The organism is Nocardiopsis mwathae (assembly GCF_014201195.1).
Lineage (GTDB): Bacteria > Actinomycetota > Actinomycetes > Streptosporangiales > Streptosporangiaceae > Nocardiopsis_C > Nocardiopsis_C mwathae.
The window spans coordinates 1,869,139-1,883,555 of record NZ_JACHDS010000001.1 but is presented as its reverse complement, the minus strand read 5'-3'; the positions used below and the strand labels follow the sequence as shown (position 1 = coordinate 1,883,555).

The following is a 14,417-nucleotide window of genomic DNA, read 5'->3' as shown; positions in this document are numbered from 1 at the left end:
GGAGCCGCCGCCGTTCTCCGGCCTTCTCCGCCGCCTGCCGGCGGGCGGCACTCATCGGCCCCCGGTGTCCTCCCCCGCCCGCGCATGAGACTCGGCCGCACACTGCGCCAGCTTCTCGTCATAGATCCCGATCTTCCGATCGAGGTAGCGGACCGTCGCCTCCAGCCTCCGGATCTCCTCGACCAGCCGCGCGCGGTGTCGGCCGCGCGGATCGCCCTGGCGTGGCTGTGCGCTCATGGCGACCACGTGGTCCCGATTCCGGGCACCAAGACGCTCCGCTACCTGGAAGCCAACGCCGCCGCGGCGGACATGGAGCTGTCGGCTGAAGAACTGGCCGAACTCGGCGCGCTGCCGGAGGCCCGGGGCGCACGCTACTGATCCAGCCGTGAGGCCCGGTAGCGGCGGCGGACTGCCACGGGGCCCGCGGGGGAAGCGTCTCCGCGGGCCCCGTGCGGTTCCGGGGCGTCGGGGGCTTGCGCGACCCGACTCCGGACATCAAACTAGTACATACTCAACTTCCAACCCATACAAAAGGTGGATCCGTGAGCAGTACTGCCGCCCCCTACCCCGCCACCCCGCGCACCACCCCGACCCGCGCGCGCGAACGCGCGCACTACGACCACGCGACCGTCCACGCCATCCTCGACTCCGACTACATCTGCCACCTCGGCTTCGTGTCGGCCGACGGCGGCCCCATCGTCCTGCCCACGACCTATGCCCGCGTCGGCAGCCGCCTCTACCTGCACGGATCCACCGGAAGCCGCCCGCTGCGCGGCGCCGCCGAGGGCCTGCGGGTCTGCGTCACCGTCACCCGCACCGACGGGCTCGTGCTCGCCCGCTCCGGTATGCACCACTCACTCAACTACCGCTCCGTCGTGGCACACGGGACCGCCCACCGCGTCACCGACCCCGACGAGCACCGCACCGCCCTCGACGCGATCATCGACCGCATCGTCCCCGGCCGCGCCGCCGACTGCCGCCCGGCCACCGCCAAGGAGCTCGCCCAGACCGCCGTCATCCGCCTGGACCTGCGGGAGGTGTCGGCCAAGGTCCGCACCGGCGGAGTCAACGACGAACCGGAGGACCGCGACCTCCCGACCTGGGCCGGCGTCATCCCCGTCTCCCGGACGCTCGGCACCCCCGTCCCCGACCCCGCGATGTCGGCGGAGACCCCCCTGCCCGACTACCTGCGCCGCCTCCTGGCGGAGCAGGGACTGCGGCGCGGACAGGAATAGCCCGACGGGTCCGGCCGGGCGGCGCGGTCCCGCCCGGCCGGACCACTAGGCTCATCCGCGTGGCCCTCGATACCGACGCGAACACCTGCAATTTCCCCGGATGCGACCGGCCCGTGCCCCGCAGCAGCTCCCCCGGGCGGCCGCCGGAGTACTGCGACCGGCCCGAGCACACCCGCTGGCGGGCCTGGCGGGAACGCCAGAGGCTCCAGCAGGAGGCCGAGGAGCACCGACGCGCCGCCGAAGAGGCGCACCAGGCGGCACCCGCGCCCGGCACGGCCGCCACCGGGCCGAACGGCAGAGCCCCCGCCACCCCCGCCGACGGATCGGGAACCGCGCGCCGCACCGCGGACCCGGCCCCCTCCCCGGCCGACCCGGCACCGGTGACGAGCGCACGGCTGCGCGCCGACGACCTGCTGACCCGCTTCGCCGTCCAAGCCGAGCAGCTGACCGCGACACTGGAGGCCGCGACCCGGGCATTCGGCACCATGACCGACCCGGCGAGCGCCGAAGCCCAGGTGGAGGCCGCCCGCCTGGACGCCGCCCGGCGCGTCGCCGAGGCCGACACCGCCCGCCTGGAGGCCGAGAACCGCCGCCGCACCGCCGAGCAGGCCCGCCTCGCCGCCGAGGAGGCCGCGGCATCGGCCATCGCCGCGACCGGAGCCGCCGAACGCATGGCCGACGAGGCGATCCTGCGCCGCGAGGCCGCCCACGCCGAGCGGGACACGGCACGCGAACAGCGCGACGCGGCCGCCGCCGAGCGCACCGCGGCCCTGGACCGGGCCCGCAACGCCGCCGAGGAGCTGGAAGCGGCGCGCACCGACTTCGCATCGCGCCTCGCCGACGCCGAGCACAGGATCGAGGACGAACGCGACCAGGCGGCCGCGGCCCTCGACCAGGAGCGCAGCCGCGCCCGGCAGGAGCTCGCCACCGCCCGTGAGCAGGCGGCCGCGGAGGCCGACCGCCTCCGCGGCCGGCTCGCCGAGGAGGCGCGGGCCAAGGACGAGGCCGTCGGCCGTGCCGAACGCGCCGAGGCCGACGCCGGACGGGAACGCTCCCGCACCGCGGAACTCACCGCCGAGCTGGAGCGCACGCGCCGGGCCCACGACACCGACCGCGCCCGCTTCTCCCGCGAGCTCGACGAACAACGCGCCTCGGCGACCCGTGCCCTGGCCGACCTGAAGGAGACGGCCGCCGAACGCCTCGCCGCCGTCCAGGAGCGACTGACCGCGGTCGAGCACAGCCGCGACCAGGCCCTCCACCGCGCCGAACGCGCCGAATCCCACCTCGACGACGCCTTGGCCGAGCTCAAGCACCTACGCGCCGCCTCCGGTGGCGACGGTCGCGCCGACGCCGACCGGTAGGCCGGGAGGGTCCGCCGGCGGCCGTGCCGGCAGCCCTCAGCGGACTCTCCCGACCCGGCCGGGGGCGGATCGTCACCCGTCTCCCGGTCCTCGGCCCGGAGGGGAGATCGGTTGAGCGGATCCTCCCTTCGGTCGGCGGCGGGAGAACCCCGGCATCCCTTTAACATGGGGGACGTGCACGACCAGGGGGCTTCACGAGACAGCGGCGGCGATCCGACACCCAGTGAGCCCATCTGGAACCCGCCGGCCCGGGTGCGGTCGAGGATCGCCGAGCGGCCGCGGCCGCGGGTCGACCTGTCGGCGATCTTCGGGTTGGCCTCCGGAAGCTGGGCGTGGACCACCGCCGCGCAGGCGGCGATCGCGATGTCGGTGTCGTTCACCATCGCCCTGTTCCTGATCGGCCCGCAGGTGGCGACCCTGGCCGCGCTGGGGTCGATGACCGTCCTGTACGAGAAGAAGACCCCGTACGGCTACCGCGCCGTGGCGCTCGCCGTCGTGGGGCTCGGGTTCGTCGCGAGCGTGGCGGTGGGGTCACTCGCCTCGGCCACCCTGTGGACCGGGGCGATCGCCATCGGCGCGGTCGCGGGCATCTCCACCTGGCTGTGCCAGGCACTGCGCGCGGAGAAGCCCGGTGCGATCTTCTTCGTGGTCGTCTGCGCCATCTCCACCATCGCCCCCGGCGGCCTGGCCGACGTCCCCACCCATGCCGGGATCGCGGCCATCGGGGCGGCCGTGGGCTGGGCGGTGTCGATGGCCGGTGCCCCGGTCCGCAGCCGGCACCCGGAGAACCGCGCGGTCGCCGAGGCCTTCCGCCAGCTGGCCGAGCTGATGCGGGCGATCGGCACGCCCCAGCTGGACCACGTGCAGCACGAGGCCTCCCTCGCGGTCGCCGAGGCCTGGCGGATCGTGCTGTTGGCGCAGACCCGCGGCTACCGTGACACGCCCGCCGCGGCGCGGCTGCGGGCGCTGCTCCGCTGGGTCTCCGACATCCACCTGACCGCCACGGACGTGTCCCTTGCGCGCACCGAACCGCTGCCGGAGGCCGCGGTCGTGTTCGCCGAGGGCCTGGCCGACGCCGTGGGCCGCCCCGACCAGTGCCCCGCCCCCGACACCCTCGACGGGTTGTACAGGGGGCTGCGCCCGCGCTCGCTGGAGGTGCGCCTGTACAACAGGCTGGTCCGGGCCGCGCAGGCGGCGCGGCGGTCCGAGCACGAGGACGAGGGGCACGGGCTGGGACTGTACGACAGCCGCTCCCCCTCGGTGGCGAGCTCGCTGCGGTCCAGCCTGACCCGCGACTCGCTGATCCGCCCGACCGCGCTGCGCATGGGCATCACCGTCGCCGCCGCCGGACTCCTCGGGCTGGCGCTGGGTTTCGAGCGCTTCTACTGGATCTCGATCACCGCGACCGCGGTCCTGCAGGGCGGCAACGTCGTCCTCACCGTGAACCGGTCCATGCAGCGCGCGCTGGGGACACTGGTCGGTGTCGCCATCGCCGCCTGGCTGCTCATGCTCGACCTGCCGCTGCCCGCGATCATCGCGCTCGCTTCGGCCTTCCAGGGACTCACCCAGCTGGTGGTCGGACGGAACTACTTCTACGGCAGCGTGTTCCTCACTCCGATGGCGCTGCTGCTCGCGCACACAGCGGCGCCCTTCCCGGTGACCACACTGGCCGAGACCCGTATCACCGACACGGTCGTCGGCTCGCTCGTCGGCATGCTCGGCGCGCTCTTGCTGTGGCGGCGCGCGTCGGCCTCGCGCCTCCCGCAGACCATCACCACCGCGCTGGACCGCTCCCGAGCGGCGGTCGTGGCGGTGCTGGACCCCGACGTCACGATCGGCCCTGAGCGCCGCTACCGGCTCCGCCGCGACCTGCGCGCGGCGCTGCTGAGCCTGCGCGGCGTGTACGACAGCGCCATCGGCGACGTTCCGCGTGCCAGGACCACCCGTCCGCTGTGGCCGGTCGTGGTGGCGACCCAGCGCACCGGCTATCTCGCGCTGGCGGCGCTGGCGCTGGAGAAGCCGCCCGCCGCCTCGTACATCACCCTGCAGCGGGTGGATCTCGCCTTCCAGGAGCTGATGTCGGCGATGCGCGAGCACCGCTCGCCGCGGCTGGGCGCGCTGCCCCGGCTGACGGACTACCCGCGGATCAACATGGAGCTGCGGGCGCTGTCCTCGTCGATGCGCACCGCGGTGGCCCAGGACCAGCGCAGCGCGGCGCTGGAGGCGGAGCGCCGGGCGCAGCGCGAGCGGCACCGCGCCCGCCAGGAGGTCGACGCCGACCTGTAGCGGCCGGCGCCGTCGCCGCCGGGGCCCGCCCGGTCTCAGACCATGGCGAAGGCCCGGACAGGGAAGGCGGCCAGGCCCCGCACCTTGGCCGGGACGGCGAAGAAGGTGAAGCCCTCGGTCGGCAGGCGGCCCAGCTCGCACAGGTTCTCCACGATCGGGATGCCCGCGGCCAGCAGCGCGGAGTGTGCGGGGCGCGCGCCGCCCGCGTCCTCGGAGGTGTCGTCGACGTTGACCGTATCGATCCCGACGAGCGCCGCACCCGCGTCCACCAGCGCCCGCGCCGCATCCTCGGAGAGGAAGGGGTGCTCGGGTGAGCCGTAGGCCTCGGTCCGCCAGTGCCGGTCCCAGCCGGTGCGGATGAGCACCGCCCTGCCCTCCGCCTCCAGTCCCTTGAACGCCTCGGCGCCGATCTCCCGTTCGTCGGCGGTCACGACGAGGCCGGGCAGGCCGGCGACCTTCTCCAGGTCGAGGTCGGCGAGGTCGGCGCCGTCGCGGTAGCGGTGTGCGGGTGTGTCGAGGTAGGTGCCGGTGTTGGCGACCATCGAGATGCGGCCGATGCTGAACTCCGTGCCCGCCGCGTACCTCCGCTGTGACTCCTCGAAGGTCAGGTGGTCGTCGATCTCCGGTCCGGGGAGTCCCGGGTGGGTGGTCATCCCGGCGGTGATCTGGTGGCTGATGTCGACCAGCTGTGTCACGTTTCCGCCCTCATTCCCTGTGTCCCTGTGCCGTGTCCTGGGGCTCGCGGTCCGCGGCTCCGCACACCTCCGGGCAGAGGTCTAGACCAGAGTAGAACGGGTGAGACCTGGGCCACCACCGGTTTCCGGCGGTTTCCCGGAGCTCGTGTGCGCACCGGGCCCGGGCTCCATCCGAAACCCCCTGTCATTTCGGGCGTGCGGACCACGTCCGGTGCCATCGTTCCCCCCGGGACCGGGGCGAACCGCGTGTCCCCGGCGCCGCTCCGCCGCCCACACGCCCCGATACAGTGCTCTGGCGGCGCGTTCGGCGGCCGCGGCCCGCCCGCACCCGCCCGCCGCCCATCCCCTGAGACGAAGACAGCAGAGAGGACACCGCCGTGTCGCCCTACGGCATCGCCAAAGCGGTGATCGCCCCTGTCACGCGGGCGCTGTGGCCGATCCGCGTGACGGGAGCGGAGCACATTCCCACCGAGGGTCCCGTCATCCTCGCGTCCAACCACCTGTCCGTACTCGACCCCCTGGTGATCGGCGTGGCCGTGCGCCGCCCGGTCACCTTCATCGCCAAGCGGGAGCTGTTCGCCGAGGGGAACATCGCCCAGCGCGCCTTCACCCGGGCGCTGCGCGCCATCGGTCAGCTGTCGGTCGACCGGCGGCCCGGCCAGAGCTCGCAGGAGGCGATGGACAACAGCCTGCGGGTGCTGCAAGAGGGCGCCGTGTTCGGCATCTTTCCGGAGGGCAGCCGGTCGCCCGACGGCCGCCTGTACAAGGGACAGACCGGCCTGGCCTGGCTCGCCCTGCGAGCCGACGTTCCGGTAGTGCCCGTCGCGCTGGTCGGGACCGACCGGATCCTGCCCCGGGGGCGGCGGCTGCCCGCGATCTTCCGCCGGGTCGAGGTGCGCTGCGGCCCTCCGGTCGACCTCTCCGACTGGGCCGGCAAGCACGACCACGCACGCTCCCGGCGCGCCGCGACGGATGCCGTCATGGCCGCTGTCCGGGAGATCTCCGGCCAGGAGGCGGTGGCCCGCTACGCGGGCTCGGTCAAGGCCGAGTCGGTCTAGCCCGTCGTTCGCACCCACTCTGCGGCCCGCCCCTCCGGCCCCCGGTCGGGGCACGTCCCGGTCGGAGTTCCGCTGTTCCGCGAACACGGCGCGTGATGGAGGTCTAGAGTCGCTCCAAGACCGGTCCCCTCGCCCTGCCGGTCCTGCCCGATGACGGCCGCCCTGCGGCGGCCCGGCACCGGGTACGGACATCAGCGTGTGGAGGTGCAGGAGCAGTGGCACGGCTTGCCAGGCTGCTGTTCCCGGTCTTCCCCGGGAACGGGCTTTTCCACGTCTACGGGCCGGGGGCACCGGCCGGTGGCGCCGACATCAGCGGCCTGTCCGGCGGTTCACTGCTCGTCGGAGGCTTCGACCACCTGGAGCTCAGCACGCTGCAGGGCCGGGTGGACGTCAACGTCGCACTGGAGGAGTGGGACATCGCGCCCCCCGACGCCGCCTGCGACGGCTGGGAGGAGACCGCCTCGGCCACCGTGTTCCTGCGCGGCCAGGTGATCGTGAGCGGCGACATCCCCGGGCGCTCCGTCCGCCACCGGCTGTTCGGCGGCAGCGGCCCCTACCGCGCCGATGTCCACGCCCGGCAGCGGCGCGCGGTGGCCGAGCGCTATGATCAGCTACTCCAGCGCTATCGCGACCCGCACTCCGCCGAGTTCCGGATCGCCGAGCAGGGGCTGCGCGGGCGCGAGGAGTTCCTGATCCGCCTGTGGCCGACGGCCGCGCGGGGCGGATGGACACGCGCCGCAGGCGTGAGGTTCCCCACAGCCGTTTCGGGCTGATTGTCGCGCCGGACGGGTGTTGTGCCAAGTGCCGGGGCCGCTGTTCCCCTGTGGCCTGGGCCGATGCGACCTTCGACCGGGAGGCGCCCACCCTGCGCATCGCAACGGGAGTCGGGTTGTCTACCTTTATAGTCGACTAAGTATGAAAATGCCGCACGCATTAGATTAGGCTAGCCTTGCCTGATTTACCGCGTCCCGGGTGACGTGGAGAGCGGCACGACACGGTCCCCACTGTGCCGCCCGGAACAGACGCGACGAAACGGAGATGTCAATGACGCGACCGATGCGAGTGGGAATCGTGGGCGCGGGCCCTGCGGGTATCTACGCGGCCGACCTTCTGACCAAGGACGAGACCCTGACCGCGAGCGGCACACCCGTCAGCATCGACATCCTGGACAAGCTGCCGTCCCCCTACGGCCTGGTGCGCTACGGCGTGGCCCCCGACCACCCCCGGATCAAGCAGATCCAGGGCGCCCTGCACAAGATCCTGGACAAGCCCGAGATCCGCTTCATCGGCAACGTCGAGTACGGCGTCGACCTCAAGCTCGAAGACCTGCAGCACCACTACGACGCCGTCATCTTCGCCACCGGCTCGGACCGCGACCGCCCCCTGGACATCCCCGGCATCGACCTGCCCGGCAGCCACGGCGCCGCCGACTTCGTCTTCTGGTACGACAGCCACCCCGACGTCGCCCCCGACTGGCACGTCGAGGGGACCAGCGTCGCCGTCATCGGCGCCGGGAACGTCGCCGTCGACGTGGCGCGGATCCTCGCCAAGGACGCCGACGACCTCCTCGACACCGACATCACCGACAACGTGCACCGGGGACTGCGCGCCAAGAAGATCACCGACGTGCACGTCTTCGCCCGGCGCGGCATCGCCCAGGGCAAGTTCACCCCCATGGAGCTTCGTGAGCTGGACAAGCAGGCCGGCGTCGAGGTGATCGTCTACCCCGAGGACTTCGACCTGGACGACGCGAGCCTCGCCGCGATCGAGGACTCCAACCAGATCAAGACCAACGTCAAGGTCCTGCAGAACTGGGCGATCCGCGACCCCCGCGGTGAGGGCAAGCGCCTGCACCTGCACTTCCTGCACCGCCCCGTCGAGGTCCTCGGCACGGAGCGGGTCGAGGGGCTGCGCACCGAGCGCATGGAGCTGACGGGCGACGGCGATGTGCGCGGCACCGGCGAGTTCGTCGACCACGAGGTCCAGGCCGTCTACCGCGCCATCGGGTACCTCGGCTCCCCCGCCACCGATCTGCCCTTCGACGAGGACCGGGGCGTCATCCCCAACGACGGCGGCCGCGTCCTGGACCTCGACGACGCCCCCATCCCCGGGGTCTACGCCACCGGCTGGATCAAGCGCGGCCCGGTCGGCCTCATCGGCCACACCAAGGGCGACGCACTGGAGACCGTCACCAACCTGGTGGCCGACCGCGACGGCTTCGCCCCGGCCGCCGCCCCGGAGCCGGAGTCCTTCATCCAGCTGCTGGAGGAGCGCGGCGTCCGCTACACCACCTGGGAGGGGTGGCAGCGCCTGGAGTCCCACGAGGAGTCTCTGGGCGAGCCCCAGGGCCGCAAGCGCGTCAAGGTCCTCCAGCGCGAGGAGATGACGCGGATCGCCCGCGACGAGGCCTGAGGCCCCCGCCCGCCGCCCCGCCCCGGGGCCGGTTCCGGCCAGTGGCTTTGAAGGCTCCCCCGCCTGAAGGCGGGGGATTCCCGCCCGGCCCGGCGGCCGGTCGCCCCCTGGCGGGGCGCCTGTGACCTGGATAACCCGCGCTTTCCCCGCTCCAACGGGAACACGGGGGCGGCTCGATGGGTTAGAGTCACTGGTGGTCGGTGTGGTAGCAAGTGTCCCCCGGGCCTCACCTATAGCCTTCGTGGAATACCGCGCGCGGGGCCCGCTTCGGCGGGTGATCGCGCGGACTGCCGGAGCCGCGTTGTGCCCCGCGCCGAGAGGCGACCGCCACACCGGCCACTCACACGTGTTCCCGCCCCGCTCTCCCGGTCCCTGGGAGCGTGGGGCGGAGCTGTATCGGGCGGATGGGAAGGACGGCAGGCGTGGACGAGAGGTCGACCCCGGAGTCGGAGGGCGAGCGGCCCGCGACTCCTTCCGGCCCTGGGGGCACGGGAGAGGATCACCCCGCGGGCCCGCCCGAGCCCCAGGCGGACACGGGGGCACAGGACGCCCCCGCGGTGGCCTCGGGGGCACAGGACGCCCCCGTGTCCGCCGAGCCCGCCGCGCCGCATCGGCCCACCCCGCAGCCGGACTCCGACGGCCGGAGCTCCACGGGGCCGTTCCCCGCGGCCCCCTCCGACGGACAGGGCACCGGGGCCTTCCCCGCACTCCCCGCCCACCCCCAGGGCACCACCTCGTTCCCCGCGGCCCCCTCCGACGGACAGGGCACCGGGGCCTTCCCCGCGGTGCCCGCTGAGGGACCCACCGGCGGTTCCGTTGCCGACGGGCCTTCCGGGGGCACCGCGACGGGGCCGTTCCCTGCCGCGCCCGCCGCCACTCCGCCCGGCCCCCCGGAGCACTCCGGCAGGCCCCTGCCCGGCGCCACCGCCGGGCCACCGCCCACCGCCACACCGCCGTCCGGGTTCCCTCAGGCCCCCGCCACACCGCCGCATGGCTACCGCAGCGAGCCGCCGCCCCTCCCCGAGCCGGACCAGGGGCCTCCGCGGCCCGCCGCGCCACCCGCTGTGCCCACCGGGCACCCCCAAGGGGACGCCTGGCCGGGCGGCGCGGCCGCCCGGCCGGAGGCCGAGGGCTCGGGCGCGCCGACCCGCGGCATCCCCGCACCCGGCTACGGCCCGGACTTCGGTGCCGCGGCCGCAGGCCGCCCGCGGCCGGAGGAGCCGCCGCGTCCCGCCACTCCCCCGCCGTTCTCCCCGCAGCTCCACGAGGCCGGGGCCGACGCGGGCACACCGCCCCACCACCCTGGTCCTCTCGGGGCCGCGAACGCGCCGGGCGAGCCGCACCGCGCGGGCGGGACCGACGGCCCCGGCGGCCCGACCGGCCCCGAGGGCCCGGGGACCGGGGACGACCCCGCTCCCCGCTCCCGCAAGGGCCTGTTCATCGGCATCGGAGCCGCCGTCGTGGTGCTCGCCCTGGTCGGCGGCGGCATCTCGTGGTTCCTGACGCAGACACCCGGTCCCGACGAAGCGGCCAAGGACTACGTCGCCGCGTGGGACTCCCAGGACTACCCGACCATGGCCGCCGCGGCCACCGGCGAAGGGCTGGCCGATGCCTTCGAGGAGGTGGAGAAGAACCTCGGCGTCGAGGCGGCCTCCGTCGAGCTCGGCGATGTCACCGCCGACGGCGACACCGCGACCGCCGCCTACACCGCGACGCTGTCCCTCAGCAACGCGGGTGAGTGGAGCTACGAAGGCACCTTCCCGCTCACCCGAGCCGACGGCGAGTGGAAGGTCGACTTCTCCCCTGCGGTGATCCACCCCGACCTCGGCGAGGGGCAGACGCTCGCCCGGACCAACGACTGGGGCGAGCGGGGGCACATCCTGGCCGCCGACGGCTCCCGGCTGGACACCGAGGGCGCCACCGGTTCGGTACGGATGCTCACCGGGCAGGTGGGCCCCGCCACCGAGGAGGACCTGGAGGAACTGGGCCCGGCCTACCAGGCCGACGATCCCACCGGCCAGGACGGCCTGCAGAAGGCCTTCGAAGAACGCCTGGCCGGAACCGCCTCCACCTCGATCCGCGTCGTGGCCGCGGGTGAGGAGGACAAGGCCGGCGAGTCCGAGGCCGTGGTCGGCACCATCGAGGGCACGGCCGGTGAGGACGTCACCACCTCCCTCGACCCCAAGGTTCAGGAGGCCGCCGCGAAGGCCGTGGTCACGGAGGGCAAGCCCACCTCACTGGTGGCCGTGCGCCCCTCGACCGGCGAGATCCTGGCCGTGGCCATGAACGCCGGCGACTTCAACCGCGCCTTCGACGGGCAGTACGAGCCCGGGTCCTCGTTCAAGATCATCACCTACGAGGCACTGCTGGAGAACGGCATGTCCACCGGCGCCGAGATGAACTGCCCCAAGACCGCGGATGTCGGCGGCTGGCCGTTCAAGAACGCCGGCGACGCCGCCTACGGCAAGCAGACCGTGACCGAGGCCTTCGCCACGTCGTGCAACACCGCGCTGGTCACCGAGGTCGAGAAGAAGCTGACGTCCGAGTCGATGACCAAGGCCGCCGAGGAGTTCGGCATGAACGCCGACCTCGACATCGGCCTGCCGACCCGCCGCCCCTCCTTCCCCACGCCGGAGAACGTCACCATGCTGGCCGCGCAGAGCATCGGCCAGGGGCAGGTCATCTCCACTCCGCTGCACATGGCCACCGTCCCGGCCGCGATCAAGGACGGCTCCTGGCGGTCGCCGGTGCTGGTCACCGACCCGGCACTGCCCGATCAGCCGGAGCCCCGGCCGATCCCGCACGCCGAGCAGCTCCGCCCGATGATGCGTGCCGTCGTCACCGACGGCACGGCGGAGAAGGCCGGTTTCCAGGGCGAGGTCTACGGCAAGACGGGGTCGGCGGAGTTCGGCACCGCCGAGAACGAGGACGACGAACTGGACTCGCACGCCTGGATGGTCGGGTACAAGGGCGACGTGGCCTTCGCCGTCGTCGTGGAGGGCGGCGGCGCGGGCGGCTCGGTCGCCGGGCCGGTGGCCGCGAAGTTCGCCAACGCCCTGTAGGGCGGGCCCGGCTGCCGACCGCTCAGGTCGGGCCGGCGGCCCGGTGCCGTGTGTCCGTCGTCCGGACACCGCCACCGGGCCGCCGGCCCGCTGTGTTCACCGCAGGGCGGGGAACGGCCGACCTGCCCCGTATCAGCCGACGCCGGGTGCGGGTGCGACGGTCTCGGTGCCCCCGCCGGTGCCCGCCGGCACCTCGCGCAGCCCCGGCGCCGTCACGATGAGCGCCAGCAGTAGGGCGATGACCGCCAGCGAGACGAGTCCGCACACCGCCCACGGCCGCCAGCCCAGCCCCGGCCGCTCCGGCGGCTCAGGCGGGGTCGGGGCTTCGGCGTTGAAGGTCCGCAGGTACCCGGCCAGGTCGGGATCGTCCTCGCTGAGGCGGTGTTCGATCTCGGCGAGGACCCGCCGTTCGTACTCGCGTAGAGCCATCGCTTCCTCCTCGCTGGTCGGGGGCAACTCCGAGGCGTGGGTCGAGTCTCCCCTGCATCCACTGATTTCTATCGGGGCCGGAGAGCGGAAATCGCCCTGTTCCGCGAAATCGCCTCTCACCTGACGGTACGGATCTCCTTACCCGCCTTGACCGGATTCCCCGCCCCCGCGCCGGTCACCCGCCCTGTGCGCCGTCCAGCCGCGCCGCGGGGCCCGGCACGCTCTCGGCACGGTAGTCGTCCAGGGCGGTCACGTAGTAGCGGACGGGGCCCTCGGCCGGGTCGGTGTCGGTGAAGGCCTGCTTGCCCTTCTTGGCGTTGCCGCCGACGACCGCCAGCAGGTGGGAGGCGTCGGCGAGCGCGCACAGGTCCTCCCCGCCCTCGCCGGGCACCCGGTACACGGCGTGGAACCGGGCGCCGCCGCCGGTCTCCCACACCAGCCGGACGCCGTCGGAGGAGGGTTCGGCCTCCAGGTCGGCGACCGGTTCGGGGGCGGGGGCGTCGCCGTCGGCCTCGGGCGGCAGCGCCGGGTGCCGGTAGTGTGCGGCGGCGGCCTCCTCGATGGCGTCCGCGGCCACATCGTTCAGGCTCTTCATGGAGAAGTAGACGTCTCCGGTGACCGCGGGGTGGCCGGTGTTGAAGTCCAGTTGCCGGGTGAGGGCGCCGGCGCCCTTCCACCCGTCGTCGCCGACCTTGTAGGCGGCCTGGCCGATGTACAGGTCGACGTCGGTCCCGGCGACCTGCTCGGCCCACCAGGGCACGAGCTCGGCGTAGTCGGCGACCTCGAACCCCTGCGGCCAGTACAGCTGCGGGACGACGTAGTCGATCGACCCGTCCCGGATCCAGGCGCGGGTGTCGGCGTACTGGGCGTCGTAGGACTGCAGGCCCCGGGTGGCGGAGCCGGCCGGGTCGGTGCGGTCGTTGCGCCAGATCCCGAACGGGCTGACGCCGAACCGCACCCAGGGTTTGGCGCCCTCGATCCGTTCGTGGATCTCCGACATGAGCTTGTCGACGTTGTCGCGCCGCCAGTCCCCGCGGTCGGTGAAGTCACCGCGGTGCCTCTTCCAGCTGGCGTCGTCGTCGAAATCGGATCCGCCGTCGTCGGGGTAGGGGTAGAAGTAGTCGTCGAAGTGGACACCGTCGATGTCGTAGCGGTCCACGACATCGAGGACGACGTCGCCCACCCAGGCGCGCACGTCGGGGTTGCCCGGGTCCATCCACCCCTGGTCGTCGTACTCGATGAGCCACTCGGGGTTCTTCTTGACCGGGTGGTCCTCGGCGAGGTTCTTCAGGTCCGGGTCGTTCCAGCCGACGCGATAGGGGTTGAACCAGGCGTGCAGCTCCAGGCCGCGCTTGTGCGCCTCGGCCGTGGCGAACTCCAGCGGGTCGTAGCCGGGGTCGCCGCCCTGCCGGCCGGTGAGATAGCGCGCCCACGGTTCCTTGTCGGAGCGGTAGACGGCGTCTGCTGTGGGCCGGACGTGGAAGAACACGGCGTTGAGGCCGAGTTCCCGGGCGCGGTCGAGCTGCTGGATCAGTTCTTTCTTCTGCTCCGACTCGCCGAGGCCGTCCGTGGACGGCCAGTCGATGTTGCGCACGGTGGTGAGCCAGACGCCGCGCATCTGGCGCTTGGGGGCGGTCGTCTCGACCGTGCACCCGTCGGGGATCGCGGCACCCGGTTCCCGGGCGTCCGCGGCCGCGTTGGGGCCCGCCGCCCCGGGTTCGGCCCCCGGCGGCACGCCCGTGCATCCCGCGAGTAGGGACATCGCGGCGAACAGCACCGCTCCCCGTCCGATCCGACTCATCGACCCACCACCTCGGCTCCCCCCGGTCCACCGCGTGCCCGCGCAGGGCGGCGCGATCCCCGGTTTTCCCCCGCACAG

At 73.5% G+C, this 14,417-nt stretch carries 12 protein-coding genes; 8 read left to right on the top strand and 4 right to left on the bottom strand.

What is annotated here, in order from left to right:
- Positions 1 to 51 precede the first annotated feature (51 nt).
- Positions 52 to 237, bottom strand: a complete 186-nt coding sequence (locus tag HNR23_RS26635; protein ID WP_246422689.1) for a hypothetical protein — start codon at positions 235 to 237, stop codon at positions 52 to 54.
- Positions 238 to 246: 9 nt separating this feature from the next.
- Between HNR23_RS26635 and HNR23_RS26630 the strand changes: the two genes are divergently transcribed.
- The 4 genes from HNR23_RS26630 to HNR23_RS07705 all read left to right on the top strand — a co-directional run bounded on the left by HNR23_RS26630 (position 247) and on the right by HNR23_RS07705 (position 4,882).
- Positions 247 to 378, top strand: a complete 132-nt coding sequence (locus tag HNR23_RS26630; protein ID WP_343070466.1) for a hypothetical protein — start codon at positions 247 to 249, stop codon at positions 376 to 378.
- Positions 379 to 542: 164 nt separating this feature from the next.
- Positions 543 to 1,235: a pyridoxamine 5'-phosphate oxidase family protein gene (locus HNR23_RS07715; RefSeq protein ID WP_184074737.1), complete on the top strand. Its 693-nt coding sequence runs from the start codon at positions 543 to 545 to the stop codon at positions 1,233 to 1,235.
- Between the two features lie 59 nt (positions 1,236 to 1,294).
- Complete coding sequence (locus HNR23_RS07710) at positions 1,295 to 2,596, top strand: coiled-coil domain-containing protein (RefSeq protein ID WP_184074736.1); 1,302 nt, start codon at positions 1,295 to 1,297, stop codon at positions 2,594 to 2,596.
- Positions 2,597 to 2,761: 165 nt separating this feature from the next.
- Positions 2,762 to 4,882, top strand: a complete 2,121-nt coding sequence (locus tag HNR23_RS07705; RefSeq protein WP_184074735.1) for an FUSC family protein — start codon at positions 2,762 to 2,764, stop codon at positions 4,880 to 4,882.
- A 35-nt stretch (positions 4,883 to 4,917) separates the two neighbouring features.
- On the opposite strand, the gene HNR23_RS07700 is transcribed toward HNR23_RS07705, so the two are convergent.
- Positions 4,918 to 5,577 (bottom strand): cyclase family protein, encoded by a 660-nt coding sequence (locus tag HNR23_RS07700; RefSeq protein WP_184074734.1) that lies wholly within the window; start codon positions 5,575 to 5,577, stop codon positions 4,918 to 4,920.
- A gap of 377 nt (positions 5,578 to 5,954) precedes the next feature.
- Here HNR23_RS07700 and HNR23_RS07695 point away from each other — a divergent pair, with 377 nt between their 5' ends.
- The 4 genes from HNR23_RS07695 to HNR23_RS27415 all read left to right on the top strand — a co-directional run bounded on the left by HNR23_RS07695 (position 5,955) and on the right by HNR23_RS27415 (position 12,109).
- Positions 5,955 to 6,635: a 1-acyl-sn-glycerol-3-phosphate acyltransferase gene (locus HNR23_RS07695; protein ID WP_184074733.1), complete on the top strand. Its 681-nt coding sequence runs from the start codon at positions 5,955 to 5,957 to the stop codon at positions 6,633 to 6,635.
- A gap of 215 nt (positions 6,636 to 6,850) precedes the next feature.
- Complete coding sequence (locus HNR23_RS07690) at positions 6,851 to 7,408, top strand: hypothetical protein (RefSeq protein WP_184074732.1); 558 nt, start codon at positions 6,851 to 6,853, stop codon at positions 7,406 to 7,408.
- Between the two features lie 289 nt (positions 7,409 to 7,697).
- On the top strand, positions 7,698 to 9,047 hold the full coding sequence (locus tag HNR23_RS07685) for an FAD-dependent oxidoreductase (protein WP_184080055.1): 1,350 nt from the start codon (positions 7,698 to 7,700) through the stop codon (positions 9,045 to 9,047).
- Between the two features lie 422 nt (positions 9,048 to 9,469).
- Positions 9,470 to 12,109 (top strand): penicillin-binding transpeptidase domain-containing protein, encoded by a 2,640-nt coding sequence (locus HNR23_RS27415; protein ID WP_343070465.1) that lies wholly within the window; start codon positions 9,470 to 9,472, stop codon positions 12,107 to 12,109.
- A 132-nt stretch (positions 12,110 to 12,241) separates the two neighbouring features.
- Here the strand turns inward: HNR23_RS27415 and HNR23_RS07675 are convergent, their stop codons facing one another.
- Together HNR23_RS07675 and HNR23_RS07670 are read right to left on the bottom strand one after the other, a co-directional pair.
- Positions 12,242 to 12,538 (bottom strand): DUF3040 domain-containing protein, encoded by a 297-nt coding sequence (locus HNR23_RS07675; protein ID WP_184074731.1) that lies wholly within the window; start codon positions 12,536 to 12,538, stop codon positions 12,242 to 12,244.
- Between the two features lie 175 nt (positions 12,539 to 12,713).
- Positions 12,714 to 14,339, bottom strand: coding sequence for a glycoside hydrolase family 10 protein (locus HNR23_RS07670; RefSeq protein ID WP_184074730.1), 1,626 nt, complete (start codon positions 14,337 to 14,339; stop codon positions 12,714 to 12,716).
- Positions 14,340 to 14,417: the final 78 nt, after the last annotated feature.

Coding starts and splice junctions, on each gene's coding strand:
- HNR23_RS26635 (WP_246422689.1), bottom strand. CDS start 237: ATGAGCGCACAGCCACGCCAGGGCGATCCGCGCGGCCGACACCGCGCG.
- HNR23_RS07705 (WP_184074735.1), top strand. CDS start 2,762: ATGGGGGACGTGCACGACCAGGGGGCTTCACGAGACAGCGGCGGCGAT.
- HNR23_RS07675 (WP_184074731.1), bottom strand. CDS start 12,538: ATGGCTCTACGCGAGTACGAACGGCGGGTCCTCGCCGAGATCGAACAC.
- HNR23_RS07670 (WP_184074730.1), bottom strand. CDS start 14,339: ATGAGTCGGATCGGACGGGGAGCGGTGCTGTTCGCCGCGATGTCCCTA.